12 protein-coding genes and 1 pseudogene are annotated in these 12,519 nt (G+C 41.2%); 6 read left to right on the forward strand and 7 right to left on the reverse strand.

The genetic code is table 11. The features are described 5' to 3' along the window. Positions 1–3: 3 nt before the first annotated feature. The 4 genes from IEV50_RS11635 to IEV50_RS11650 form a co-directional block, all read right to left on the reverse strand. Complete coding sequence (locus IEV50_RS11635) at positions 4–288, reverse strand: chaperone modulator CbpM (protein WP_188414364.1); 285 nt, start codon at positions 286–288, stop codon at positions 4–6. Then, positions 278–1,165 (reverse strand): DnaJ C-terminal domain-containing protein, encoded by an 888-nt coding sequence (locus IEV50_RS11640; RefSeq protein WP_188414366.1) that lies wholly within the window; start codon positions 1,163–1,165, stop codon positions 278–280. Before IEV50_RS11640 ends, IEV50_RS11635 begins: the two co-directional genes overlap by 11 nt. A gap of 31 nt (positions 1,166–1,196) precedes the next feature. Beyond that, on the reverse strand, positions 1,197–1,937 hold the full coding sequence (locus IEV50_RS11645) for an SDR family NAD(P)-dependent oxidoreductase (RefSeq protein WP_188414368.1): 741 nt from the start codon (positions 1,935–1,937) through the stop codon (positions 1,197–1,199). Between the two features lie 134 nt (positions 1,938–2,071). Further along, positions 2,072–2,944: a universal stress protein gene (locus tag IEV50_RS11650; RefSeq protein WP_188414370.1), complete on the reverse strand. Its 873-nt coding sequence runs from the start codon at positions 2,942–2,944 to the stop codon at positions 2,072–2,074. 361 nt (positions 2,945–3,305) lie between these two features. Here IEV50_RS11650 and IEV50_RS11655 point away from each other — a divergent pair, with 361 nt between their 5' ends. The 4 genes from IEV50_RS11655 (at position 3,306) to IEV50_RS11670 (ending at position 7,683) form a co-directional block, all read left to right on the forward strand. Further along, positions 3,306–4,934 (forward strand): L,D-transpeptidase family protein, encoded by a 1,629-nt coding sequence (locus IEV50_RS11655; protein ID WP_188414371.1) that lies wholly within the window; start codon positions 3,306–3,308, stop codon positions 4,932–4,934. 198 nt (positions 4,935–5,132) lie between these two features. After that, positions 5,133–5,903 carry an MlaE family ABC transporter permease gene (locus IEV50_RS11660; protein ID WP_188414373.1) on the forward strand — a complete coding sequence of 257 codons (771 nt, stop codon included), beginning with the start codon at positions 5,133–5,135 and terminating at the stop codon, positions 5,901–5,903. A gap of 5 nt (positions 5,904–5,908) precedes the next feature. After that, the gene (locus tag IEV50_RS11665; RefSeq protein WP_188414382.1) at positions 5,909–6,688 is read left to right on the forward strand and encodes an ABC transporter ATP-binding protein; all 780 of its coding nucleotides are present in this window, start codon (positions 5,909–5,911) and stop codon (positions 6,686–6,688) included. 5 nt (positions 6,689–6,693) lie between these two features. Beyond that, complete coding sequence (locus IEV50_RS11670) at positions 6,694–7,683, forward strand: MlaD family protein (RefSeq protein ID WP_188414390.1); 990 nt, start codon at positions 6,694–6,696, stop codon at positions 7,681–7,683. 319 nt (positions 7,684–8,002) lie between these two features. Here the strand turns inward: IEV50_RS11670 and IEV50_RS11675 are convergent. Beyond that, positions 8,003–9,271: pseudogene (locus tag IEV50_RS11675) on the reverse strand (NAD-dependent succinate-semialdehyde dehydrogenase); the annotation flags it as partial. A 149-nt stretch (positions 9,272–9,420) separates the two neighbouring features. Beyond that, entirely contained in the window at positions 9,421–10,101 is a 681-nt protein-coding gene (locus tag IEV50_RS11680) for a BON domain-containing protein (RefSeq protein ID WP_188414391.1), read from the reverse strand. A gap of 553 nt (positions 10,102–10,654) precedes the next feature. Between IEV50_RS11680 and IEV50_RS11685 the strand changes: the two genes are divergently transcribed. Both IEV50_RS11685 and IEV50_RS11690 read left to right on the forward strand, forming a co-directional pair. Next, complete coding sequence (locus tag IEV50_RS11685; RefSeq protein WP_188414393.1) at positions 10,655–11,215, forward strand: helix-turn-helix domain-containing protein; 561 nt, start codon at positions 10,655–10,657, stop codon at positions 11,213–11,215. A 68-nt stretch (positions 11,216–11,283) separates the two neighbouring features. Beyond that, on the forward strand, positions 11,284–11,937 hold the full coding sequence (locus IEV50_RS11690) for a BON domain-containing protein (RefSeq protein ID WP_188414396.1): 654 nt from the start codon (positions 11,284–11,286) through the stop codon (positions 11,935–11,937). Between the two features lie 139 nt (positions 11,938–12,076). Here IEV50_RS11690 and IEV50_RS11695 read toward each other — a convergent pair whose 3' ends face one another. Next, entirely contained in the window at positions 12,077–12,271 is a 195-nt protein-coding gene (locus IEV50_RS11695; protein WP_188414398.1) for a hypothetical protein, read from the reverse strand. Between the last annotated feature and the right edge of the window lie 248 nt (positions 12,272–12,519).

Raw genomic sequence — 12,519 nt, forward strand, 5'->3', positions numbered from 1 at the left:
AAATCAAGGAAAAATTCTGTTATTTGCGTTTTTCAATTCATGCTTTAACAGCGCAATTTGTTCCAACAGTCCTTTTATGGCATGTAACCCTTCTAGGTTTATATTAAGCTCATGGTGCAGACGGATCATTTTTTCCAGATCGGCAAGTTCATCCCTTAAAAGGTAATCCTGCTGTGATATTTTAAACAAGTTTACGATACCGAATTCATGCAGCCGATAAATAAAGGAAAGTTCTACTTCATTGTGTAGACAGAATATTTCCAATGATACTAAATGCTCAGTTTTCATTTCTGATGTTGCTTAACTCGGTGAATAATTCCTTTTCCCGATCGGAAAGATCCGACGGGAGTTTAACATTGAAGTTGATGTAAAGATCCCCGTACTGGTTATCCTTTTTATAAATGGGAAAACCTTTGCCTTTCAGTTTTACTTTTGTGTCACTATGCGTACCGGGTGCCACTTTTAATTTTACTTTTCCTGTGAAAGTTTCGATCAGTATTTCCCCGCCCAGCATTGCTTTATAAAGGTCAAGGTCAACATCAAGATACAGATTATTTCCGTTTCTTTTAAACAGCGTATTGTTTTCAACCACAAATGTGATGTAAAGATCTCCGTTAGGCCCGCCATTGGCTCCGGGGATGCCATGATCCTTTATCTTGATGACCTGGCCATTTTCTATTCCGGCAGGGAAAGTCAATCTAATCTGCTTACCATTTACCGTTAAGGTTTGTTTCCGACTTTCATAAACATCCCTTAGTTTCAGTTTTACTTCCGCATTAAGATCCTGTCCGCGAAATTTGGTCTGTCTGCCACGGTTCCCAGCTCCGTACATGGATTCGAAGAATTCAGAAAAATCATCAGCTCCGAACGATTGTTTAGCGTTCTGCCCTCCGTAGCTTTGTTGTTGCTGTTGTTGTCCTGCTTTTTCAAATTGTTCGGCATTTTTCCAGTCTTTTCCATATTTATCGTATTTCTTACGTTTTTCCGGATCGCTTAAAACCTCGTTGGCCTCGTTGATGGCTTTGAATTTCTGCTCGGCCTCTTTATTATCAGGATTAAGATCCGGATGGTACTTGCGGGCAAATTTTCGGTAAGCAGTTTTAACCTCGGCTGCTGTTGCTGCCTTGGTAATACCGAGCAACTGATAGTAATCTATATACTCCATTCTGTTTGGATGAACCTATGCTTGATAAATGTTATTTGGAAAGATAACCGCCATCAATCGGATAGTAGCTTCCTGTTACAAATGAGGCTTTTTCGCTTCCAAGCCATAATATCAGCTCTGCCACTTCAGCACTTTTGCCCAAACGGCCTATAGGATGCATAGCAATCAGCTGATTTTTCATTTTAGCGTCCAGCGCATTCAGCAAGGGTGTATAGATAAAACCCGGACCAACGGCATTAACGCGGATATTCTGCGCAGAATATTCTAATGCGGCAGTCTGAGTCAGTCCGATGATGCCATGCTTTGCCGCGCTATATCCTGCGGAGCTAGCAAAACCTACTGCCCCTAGTATGGAAGAGATATTGACCACGCTGCCTCCGCCGTTTTTCAGCATTGCTGCAATCTGGTATTTCATTCCATAAAAAACACTGCTAAGGTTAATTGATATTATTTTCTGCCAGCCTTCCAGGCTCATCTCTGTGATGGTATTCTGTTCGCCTCCGATACCTGCATTATTAACCGCTATGTCGAGTTTTCCATAAGTATCTACCGCATACTGAACCAAAGCTTCCATTTGCTGTGGGTTTGCAACATCCGTTTTGTAAAAAGTGGCAATACCTCCTTTCGAAAAGATTTCTTCGACCAAGAGATCTCCCTGAAGCTTATCGATGTCTGAAATGATCAAGTTTGCTCCGGCATCTGCAAATAATCCGGCTGCCGCTTTTCCGATTCCGGATGCGCCACCAGTAATAATGACTGTTTTACCTCTCATGATATGATTCTATTATCCCGTAAATATACGTCAATCAAAAAGCATAGGCCATGACCCAGATCACTGGCTCAGATGACAAAAGACATTGGCAATGGTACGTTATGGGAAATATTAAATTTAGATACTGCAACTGACTAGCAGAGCGTTCCAAGATAACCTTCGGGCATTACCAGTAAGGGAATCTTGGTCTGTCGCGCCATCTTTTGGGCATGGCTTCCGCTTACAAAATCATTCATAAAGCCATGCCTGCGGTGAACCATCACCAATAAATCCGTTTTTCCATGGTCTTTTAACCATCCTAGGCCATCTTCAACTTTCACCTGGTATACATTCTCATAAAAAACACGGTCGTAATTTATCTTATTTTTAAGCTCACTCATAAAAGCGTTAATACGCCCAGTCATACCCTTATCAATGTTTCGCCCAATTACGTGGACAATAAGCAATTCCGCATTAAGCAGACCAGCAAAAGAAGCAATTGATTGTATGCATTCCATATCATCAAGACAAAGATCAGTTGCGAAGGCGATTTTTTGGATGGGTTTATAATCCATGCCTTTTGAGATCAGTAGTACTGGATAATCACCGGAATCTATTACATCACGGCTGCTACTCCCCAGGATTAATCGTTTCATATTCCCCGCCCCAGAAAGTCCCATCGCTACAAGACCTATTCCCTCTTGCTCAACAGTTTTCTTTAGCAGTTCGGTAACGGAGCCCAGATCGGACTTTATGGCGATCTTTGGTAAGGCATTAACATTTTCCGAGGCAGCAGACATCAGTTCCAGTAAGGTTTCTGAAAGATCTTTTAGGCGGCTATCCGTACGCTTGATGAGCGTCTGATAATCTTCCATTGGCCATAGAATCTCCACCGGAGAGTCTGTGGTAACTGCCGCAGCATTGAGCAATATGGTATCAGTCCTAATCGCGTGAGCAAGCTCAATGGCATATCGGGCGGCATCGTCCGCAGCAACTGAAAAATCGGTGGCAATAAGTATTTTTTTCATCTAAGTATTCTTTGGTTTTTAATGGTGATGAAGTGATCATAATCTATTGCCTAACGGCGGTCTTAAAAATGATAATGGTTTCAATGTGTTATCTTTTGAAATACAAAACTGGTGAATCCTAAGATACAGCACAATGATGACGGTCAAGTATATGGGTGATTCCAGACAAGGCAACGAAAAGGAAAAGTGTGAATCATGCAAAATATGCGGATAATAAGATAACATGCAGCAATCTGAAAACCGGATATTGCAAATCCATATTGTTATTCTACTACAGCTCGATCGGCTCACAAAGCCATCGGGCTGCTTATTAATTCCATCGGAAAAGGAATGCTTATTCCATTATCCAAAATCCCTAAAGATGAAATTCAAAAGAGACCGCTTATTTAAATACCTGTACACGGCTTTGTGCCCGGTCATCCTGATTTCTGTAATGCTGAGCTGCAGAGCGCAAACAAAAACAGAGCAGTCCAGTACAGATTCGCTTTCCGTGGCGGGAAAATTCAGCGATCAAAAACTTGTCATTTTTGATAGCTTGAATGTGAAGACTTTTTTTTCACGCTACCCAAAACTTGCAACTTACCAGCCTGCACTTGTGGATTTCTACCGAAAAAGAAGATTCTCTTATGCATGGTATGATAAAGGCAGATTAAATTTTCAGGCGCATAACCTTAGTAGCCGTGTGCTAAACATAAATGAGGAGGGCATCTATCAAAAATCTCCTTATCTAAAGGTACTGGACTCCCTTGTGAACAGCTCAATAGAAGGCACTAAAAAACTCAAGCCAAACCCCACCACCGAGCTGATGCTTACTGCGCAATATTTTCTGTTTTCCAAAATAGCCTGGCAGGGACAGGACGACTCGTTGAGCACCACCGCGGGCTGGTTCATCCCACGAAAAAAAATAGTTTATGCGCAGCTACTGGATAGTTTACTTAGTGAACAGGATACCATAGGATTGTTCACTGAACCTGTTTACAGACAGTATGAACTGCTAAAATCATTTCTTAAAAAATACAGAGACCTATCTACTCAAGCCTGGCCGGTACTTCTTGACAGCCTAAGACCTTTAAAACCGGGTGATTCTGCGCAAGTAATTGCCCAGATCAGGCAGCGGCTTTTAAAGCTTGGCGATCATAATGGCGATACACTGAGTACCAGATATGATCAGAGTCTTATCGAAAGTTTGGAACATTTTCAGCAAAGGCACGGTTTAAAAGAGGATGGCTTATTGGGTCCGGATACTTTTGCCCAGCTTAATATTCCTTTGGAGCAGCGCATTAAGCAGATTATAGTCAATATGGAACGCTGCAGATGGCTTCCTGTGCGTTCAGATGGTGATTATCTAGCGGTCAATATTCCTGAATATAAACTACATGTGTACCGTGGCGACAGTTTGCTTTGGAGCTGCAATGTCGTGGTAGGGCAAAGCTGGAGCAGAACAACCGTTTTTTTTGGCGAGCTAAAACATATTGTGTTCAGTCCTTACTGGAACATTCCGGAAAGCATAGTCATAAAGGAGGTTCTTCCGGGCATGCGAAAGGATCACGATTACCTATCAAAACACGATATGGAAATAACCGCTTACCGAAATAAGATACCTGTTGTAAGGCAAAGACCTGGCAAAAGGAACTCCCTTGGCCTTGTAAAATTTATGTTTCCCAACAGCTACAACATTTACATGCATGATACACCTAGCAAATCCCTTTTTGGTGAAACTGAGCGGGCTTTCAGTCATGGCTGCATCAGGGTAATGGAGCCTGTGAAACTTGCAGAATTTTTACTGGCTAACCAAAAGAACTGGAATAAGGGAAGAATTTTGGACGCAATGCATTTAGGCAGAGAACGGTACGTAGCCTTATCACAGCAGGTCCCTGTTTATATTGCCTACTTGACAGCATTTTGTGACCGCAACAATGTCCTGAACTTCAGAAATGATATTTATAACCTGGACGAACCCATGGCGGCTTCTTTAATAGCAAACCAGTAATCTCGAAACACCGCCTGCGTAATAAAACAATACATAAGTGTGAATCATATAATATATCAAAAGAATTGGATAACGTTTTAGCCTGCCAAAAATGGAATTTTGCAGCAGGATCTTTTGTAAATAGGCAATAAAGCATCCATCTAATAATTCTTGGAAAAGAGGGCTTAATATCTTCGTTCCCATTTAACAAAGTCAAATATGTCAATAATTTCAGAGGCAAAAGATTTTTTGGACCAAACCGGGCAGATCTCCAGGTTTGCGGGGCGTTTTTTCTCGCATGGGCTTAAACCTAAGTTTGAGGTTAAAGAACTTCTGGTACAATGCTATTTAATTGGCTATAAGTCATTTCCACTGGTCGGACTGACAGGTTTTATTATGGGACTGGTACTGACCATGCAGCTCCGGCCATCACTCGTGAGCTACGGAGTACAGTCTGAACTTCCTGTTATGGTGGGCATTGCCATTGTAAGGGAAATAGGTCCGGTGATCACTGCATTGATCTTTGCTGGGAAAATCGGCAGCAGTATCGGCGCAGAACTGGGCTCGATGAAAGTAACAGAGCAGATCGATTCGATGGATGTAAGCGGGACAAATCCCTTTAAATACCTGGTAGCCACAAGGGTAATCGCGACCAGCCTGATGCTTCCTATATTGACTATTCTTGGAGATGCAATTTCGCTCTTCGGTGCATACATTGGCGTGAACATTAAATCGGTAACCAATATCAGGTTCTTTTTTGTTCAGGTGTTTGAAAGCTTAAGCTATAGCGATGTACTTCCGGCTGTAATCAAAACCATTTTCTTCGGTTTTGCGGTAGGCCTGGTTGGATGCTATAAAGGCTTTAACTCTACAAAGGGTACTCAAGGCGTAGGACGTTCCGCCAATTCTGCGGTCGTACTTTCTTCTGTACTAATATTCATTCTGGATCTGCTTACCGTTCAACTGACCAATCTGCTGGGTTTAAATTGATGGATATGGATAAAGAAACAACAGCAGTTCAACCAACACAATACCATCAGCCAATAAGCGAGCCGGTCATCGTCATCGAAAACCTATACAAAAAATTCGGAGAGAACGTAGTCCTGGAAGATTTTTCCCTTAGCGTAAAAAGAGAAGAAAACGTAGTGGTACTCGGAAAATCCGGAGCAGGAAAATCAGTATTGATTAAATGCATTATCGGACTTTTAAAACCCGACAAAGGTAAGATTCTGGTTTTTGGAGAAGATATTACAATGATGGATGAGGACGAACTCGCAACGGCACGGACGAAGATCGGCTTTCTATTTCAAGCCAATGCAATTTATGATTCAATGACGGTTAGGGAGAATTTAGAATTTCCACTTCGCCGGCACTGGAACAACCTTGGAGAAGCTGAAGTTGGCAAAATGGTAAAGGAGGCCCTTGAAAATGTTGGACTGACCCATACTTCGGATATGATGCCAGCCGAACTTTCAGGAGGCATGCTCAAAAGGATTGCCCTGGCCAGAACACTGATCCTAAAACCAGAAATCATCCTTTATGATGAGCCGACAACGGGACTTGATCCAATTACAGCCAGAGAAATCGATTCACTGATCCTTACCCTTCAAAAAAAATACAAGACGTCCTCCATCATTATTTCACACGATATGAACTGTGTGAAAAATATCGCAGACCGCGTTGTTCTCCTTTTAGAAGGCAAATGTTACGCGGACGGCACATACAAAACGCTCGAAAGTTCGAGCGACCCTAAAATCAATCAATTTTTTCAGTAAACATTATGGCAAAGACAGAAGGAAAAAATATCAAACTTGGAATTTTCGTCCTAGCGGGCTTAATGGTACTGGTATTCTCATTTTATATGATAGGCCGAAGCCGCAATTTATTTGGAAGGGACTTTGAAATTAAAGCACGCTTTAATAACCTTAATGGATTGATGGAAGGTAACAATGTTTTATTCTCAGGCATTCAGGCAGGAACGGTAAAAAGCATTGATATGGTTAATGATACCACCATTGAGGTGACCATGCAGATCAATAGCGAGGTACGTCCCTACATCCACAAAAATGCACAGGCAGCGATAGGAACCGAAGGACTAATGGGCAACAAAGTGATCAATATTGAACCCGTAAAATTGCCCGGCGAAAAAATTTCTGAAGGAGATATGCTGGATGCACAGAAGCTGGTAAGCACCGATGAGATGCTGAAAACCCTTTCAAAGACTAATAACGATGTGGCTGCGATAGCCAAGGCGCTAAAAGAAACCGTTCTTCGCTTAGATACCAGTGAAATTTTCAACCTGATGAATGATCCCGCAATTGGCCTAAGCCTAAAATCCTCGCTTAACGAAATCAATATGGCCACAAAAAATGCCAACCAGATGAGTTATGGATTAAATACACTCGTCGGCAATATTCGCAGGGGAAAAGGTACCGCCGGGCTCCTATTGACCGACACTCTGCTTGCAGCTGATCTCAAATATGCAGTCGCCGATTTCAAAGCTACAGCAGGAAATACCAAAAAGGTTACAGGACAGCTTGGTGATATGGTGAAAGGAATTGATTATGAAATAAATTATGGTAAAGGGCCATTGCATGCCCTACTAAGAGATTCATCTTTTACGATAAAACTTGGTAATAGCTTAGATAACATGCAGAAAGGAACTGATGGATTCGCTGATCTGATGGATGCTACCAAGCATAGTTTTCTCTTCCGCGGATATTTCAGAAAACAGGAGCAGAAGCAGCAAAAAACCAAAACTAAAGAATAGTGAAAAATGGAATTAATAAGGCCATAATCGATACATAGACTACAAAAAACATGTCTACATCTGCAGAGCATGCATCTGGTTTCTGTTTATCATAGCAATCTGCCCAATAATTGGCTCACCTGGTTATCAATAAATGATTTCCTTAAGGCAAGCGTAAAATCAAAGATCGAATACAAGCAGTTTTTCATATTATTAGATTATTTCCTTTTAAAGGTCGATTTCTCGATCAGCTTCTAAATTTTTAAATAAAAAATGCCTTTCCCTACCCTGTTTTAAAATATTTCAGGATCGGGAAAGACATTGCTATTTACAGGTGATATTAAAATGGATCGCTTAGCGCACTAACCCTAATCAGTTTTTTGTTTACAAATTCCTGTACACCCAGACTGGAAAGCTCCCTTCCGTATCCGGAACCCTTGGTACCACCAAAAGGAAGGTCAGCCTGTGTCCAGGTGGGATGGTTGATAAAAACCATACCGGTATCTATCTGTTCGGCCAGGCGTTTGCCTTTTTCAATATCGCTGGTAAAGATGCTTCCAACTAGTCCAAATGGCGAATCATTGGCCAGATCAATTGCCGCCTGTTCATCTTTTACCCTGTAAAAAGCTGCAACAGGCCCGAATAACTCTTCGTGGTACGCAGCCATTCCTGGCTTGATATCACCTAAAATAGTGGCTTCAATAAAAGCTCCCTGTCGATCGATCAATTTCCCTCCCAGCATAACCTTTGCCCCTGCACTTACGCTCAGTTGAACCTGTTCGATTAGATTGATTACGGCACCTTCAGAGCTTAATGGCCCGAGCTGGGTTTCATTATCCATTGGGTCTCCTACTTTTAGTCCGCTCAGTTTGGCTTTGAATTTAGCCAGAAATTCATCCGCAACTTCCTCCACCACAATGATCCTTTTTGCCGCAACGCAGTATTGGCCGGTATTGTTCATTCTTCCGATCACTGCCCAGTCTACCGACTGATCGATGTCTGCATCAGCAAGAACGATGAAAGCATCGCTGCCACCAAGTTCAAGAACAGATTTCTTAAGTGCTTTTCCGGCTGCGGCAGCAATGCTTGTGCCTGCTGCTTCACTTCCGGTAAGAGAGACACCTTTTATACGATCATCAGCCACAACCTCATCGATGCGGCTTCCACTTAGAAAAAGATTGGTGTAAACACCTTCTGGCACCCCAGCTTCCTCAAAAAGCCAATGGATAGCCAGCGCACATTGAGGAACATTACTGGCATGTTTCACCAGCACTACATTTCCCGCCATGATATTGGGTGCTGCAAAACGGGCAACCTGATAAAACGGGAAATTCCAAGGCTCTACTCCAAGCAACACGCCTATTGGTGCACTCTTGATGTATGCTTCCCCATATTCCGGTTCAAGACGCTGGTCTTCCAAAAAAGTTTCAGCATTGTCCGCATAGTAATCTACAATATTTGCACTTAGGGCAATTTCTCCATAACTCTGTGCAATCAGTTTTCCCATTTCAAGGGTAATGAGTTTGGCAAGGATATCTTTTTGCCTACGCATGAGGTCTGCAACTTTGTGCAGCAGCGTTGCACGTTCCGAAAATGGAGTCTTCCTCCAATGCTGAAATGCTTAATCTGCAATGGAAATTGCGATTTCTACCGCATCGGGAGTCATTTCCTCGTAGCTTTTAATAACCTGATTATTAAAAGGATTGATGGTTTGTATGGCCATGATTAAAAATTAAGTCATTTGTTATCTATTTTAAGCTAAATGTTATCAACTTTTATTGAATCAGCATATTCTATAGTTAGTTTATTATGCACGTTACATACACCGGGTGCATTCCAGGCAATCCGTTCCGCAGTGTTGCGCTGGTAAAGGGAATGTACCTTACCAATCAAAGTAACTTGGTTTCCAAGAACGGAAACCTCAATTTCCTCGTCATCAATGGCCCAGTTTCTAAGCAGTGCATTCTCGATAGCCGCTTTTTCGACATCATCATCCCTTTCAGATCGGATGCATATGTTATTGGAAATCATCCTAACTCCTGAAAGGCGATGTATTGCTCTTTCTGCCTCTTCTTTCTGGGCACTCCATTTGACTTCTCCCGCAAGGGTAACCCAGCCATCCTCAACGAGTACGCTTATACTGTCCATGATTATATCGGGGCTGAACTTTAAAGTTTTAAATATCTCTGATGCCAGGGCTTCATCAGTTTTTGTATCATCTGGCCCGAACTTAACCTTGATATTTTCTACTACTGCATGCACACCGGAAACCTTACCAGCAACATGTTCTGCTGCTCTTTTCTTTACATAAGTATCAACCGTTCCGGATAAGGTAACTATACCTTCATTTGCAGTTACCTTTATCTGTGCTGTATCAAGTAATGGTTCAACCCTTATAGCCTCCAGTACTTCATTTTTAAGTGTTTCATTATTTTTCATTTGCAATGTTATATTTCGCCCGGTCCATCAGCATCTAGAGATTATCAGTACAGCTCTTGGAATTAGTTCAATAAAGATCCCTCTATCTGCTCTCTTAACAAATGATTCAGGTCATGAAGATATAAGACGTTCATCAAAGGAGAAAAAGCTGATTATTTAATAACCTTAAAAAATCAGGTCGTAGATATTTGTACATTTTAGATCATTAAGTTATCTTAAACGATTTGCTCGGTTTTTTTAAGGATGCCTTCAATCAATTCTTGACTGGCAAAAGCAATGATCAAAGATTGCCGGTTTGATAATTTTGTATGTTGAATCTTTAGAGAAAACCATTGCATGATTCACACTTGGTTTAATCTTTACGTTTAGAAAAAAACATTAATGATAGTCCTTAAATCAAGCAATATATTAGGTTGGACAAGCTAATGATGAACATCTATAATTCGCATGACGGGCATCATTCTCAAAACAGCGCTCAATACTGACTTTTGTTTAATGGGCAGCATGCCTACAAAGTGCTTTTTAGTTTTCAATCAACATAAGCGATTCAACTATGAAATTACATATCAGAAATATGGTTAGCAACCCGTGTAAGATGCTCGTAAAAAACGAACTTGATGCCATAGGTTTAAGGTATAAAAGTATAGTGCTGGGAGAGGTAGAAATGTTGAGCATTCCCACTAAGGATGAGTATAGATTACTTAAAACCGCTCTTATCAGGTTTGGATTGGAGCTTATGGTAGACAAAAAAGAGATGCTGATTGAACGCATCAAGAATACCATCATAGATATGGTGCATTATACAGAAGAGTTACCTAAAGTAAAGAACTCGAATTATATCAGCGAAAAGATTGAACATGATTATACCTATCTGGCCAATGTATTTTCGCAGGAAACTGGGATGACCATTGAACACTACATCATTAACCATAAAATAGAGCGTGCAAAAGAACTGATCCTTTACGATGAATTAAACCTTACAGAAATTTCATACCTATTGAATTATAGCAGTGTAGCACACCTCTCCAGACAGTTTAAACAGGTAACCGGATTGACAGCTTCATTTTTTAGACATGCGGCATTTCATAGTCGGATTGCTCTTGAAAATGTATAAATAAATATCAAAAAATATTTATCCTCATCAGGATTTTAAACTGGTAATGGATACAAAACAGAGAAAAGATGAAAAAAAACGATGAATTACAAAAAGATGTGCAGGATGCCATCAGATGGGAACCGCTATTGCATGCCGCAGAGATCGGCGTAACGGTTAAGGACGGTATTGTTACTTTAAGCGGAACGGTTGACAGCTATCGTAAAAAGCTTGAAGCTGAAGAGGCTGCCAGAAATGTATCCGGTGTAAAAGGTATAGCAGAGGAAATCACAGTCCATCTAGGCCCAGCCTCTAGTAGTAATGATACCGATATTGCCGCTGATGTAGTCAATACTTTCAAGGGTAATTCTGAAGTTCCCGATGATCACCTAAGTGTTGAAGTAGAACAGGGCTGGGTTACCTTAAGCGGAAAGGTAAAGTGGAATTATCAGCGAGAGGCGGCTGAAAAAGCGGCCACTAACCTTGCTGGTGTAAAAGGCATTTCAAATTACATTGAAATCAGGTCTAACCACGGAGACGATATTGAAAAGGCCGCTATCGAAAAAGCAATAAAAAGGAATTCTTCACTTAAAGACTGTAAGATCAAAGTTCAGGTTTCGGGCAATCATGTGAATCTGCATGGCCACGTAAGTACCTTCTATCAGAAAGACGAGGCGGGAAGAATGGCCTGGAACGCTAGTGGGGTCACTATGGTTGGGAATGAACTGCTGGTTGAACACTAGATTAAAAATAATCGATATATAATGAGGCATTGGAAGCAGACTGCTATCCAATGCCTTGTCATTTTTACAGAATATTTTACACAAATCATTAATCAATTAACTGATGTCAATCCAACAAGAAATAATGTGGCTCTTCCTACTATCGATTCCGATTGCCTGCGTGGCCTGGACGGTTACACATGAAGAGGTTTTCCGAGAACCCCGGGAATACTGCATAAAAAGAAGCATTAATGGCAAAAGCATCCTGGTTAGGAAATTCTTCTATCTGTTTACATGCGAATATTGTTTTAGCCATTACGTTACCGTCATTTTTATTTTCCTCACCGATTTTCATCTTTTAGTAGATGATTGGAGGGGATATATTATTGCTTGCTTTGCCCTTGTCTGGATTGCCAATATCTATATGAGCCTGTTCGGGCTTATCCGTCAGGATATATCGAAGGAGAAAGCCGAGATTGTAATCGGGAAATAACACTGCACAAGAATTGGCAATTAAGAGTGCACAGAAAACGGCAACAAGAGTGCACAGCTTTACAAAGCTAATCTTCTGGTTCTAACTTGCAAATATTGTTTTCCTATTTT

Origin of the sequence: Pedobacter mendelii, from assembly GCF_014635725.1 — a bacterium.
Classification (GTDB): domain Bacteria; phylum Bacteroidota; class Bacteroidia; order Sphingobacteriales; family Sphingobacteriaceae; genus Pedobacter; species Pedobacter mendelii.

Excerpts from the sequence above, each read along its gene's own strand:
- IEV50_RS11655 (WP_188414371.1), top strand. The coding sequence starts at position 3,306 with ATGAAATTCAAAAGAGACCGCTTATTTAAATACCTGTACACGGCTTTG.
- IEV50_RS11660 (WP_188414373.1), top strand. The coding sequence starts at position 5,133 with ATGTCAATAATTTCAGAGGCAAAAGATTTTTTGGACCAAACCGGGCAG.
- IEV50_RS11650 (WP_188414370.1), bottom strand. The coding sequence starts at position 2,944 with ATGAAAAAAATACTTATTGCCACCGATTTTTCAGTTGCTGCGGACGAT.
- IEV50_RS11695 (WP_188414398.1), bottom strand. The coding sequence starts at position 12,271 with ATGAAAATCGGTGAGGAAAATAAAAATGACGGTAACGTAATGGCTAAA.
- IEV50_RS11665 (WP_188414382.1), top strand. The coding sequence starts at position 5,909 with ATGGATAAAGAAACAACAGCAGTTCAACCAACACAATACCATCAGCCA.
- IEV50_RS11680 (WP_188414391.1), bottom strand. The coding sequence starts at position 10,101 with ATGAAAAATAATGAAACACTTAAAAATGAAGTACTGGAGGCTATAAGG.
- IEV50_RS11640 (WP_188414366.1), bottom strand. The coding sequence starts at position 1,165 with ATGGAGTATATAGATTACTATCAGTTGCTCGGTATTACCAAGGCAGCA.
- IEV50_RS11635 (WP_188414364.1), bottom strand. The coding sequence starts at position 288 with ATGAAAACTGAGCATTTAGTATCATTGGAAATATTCTGTCTACACAAT.
- IEV50_RS11670 (WP_188414390.1), top strand. The coding sequence starts at position 6,694 with ATGGCAAAGACAGAAGGAAAAAATATCAAACTTGGAATTTTCGTCCTA.
- IEV50_RS11690 (WP_188414396.1), top strand. The coding sequence starts at position 11,284 with ATGAAAAAAAACGATGAATTACAAAAAGATGTGCAGGATGCCATCAGA.
- IEV50_RS11685 (WP_188414393.1), top strand. The coding sequence starts at position 10,655 with ATGAAATTACATATCAGAAATATGGTTAGCAACCCGTGTAAGATGCTC.
- IEV50_RS11645 (WP_188414368.1), bottom strand. The coding sequence starts at position 1,937 with ATGAGAGGTAAAACAGTCATTATTACTGGTGGCGCATCCGGAATCGGA.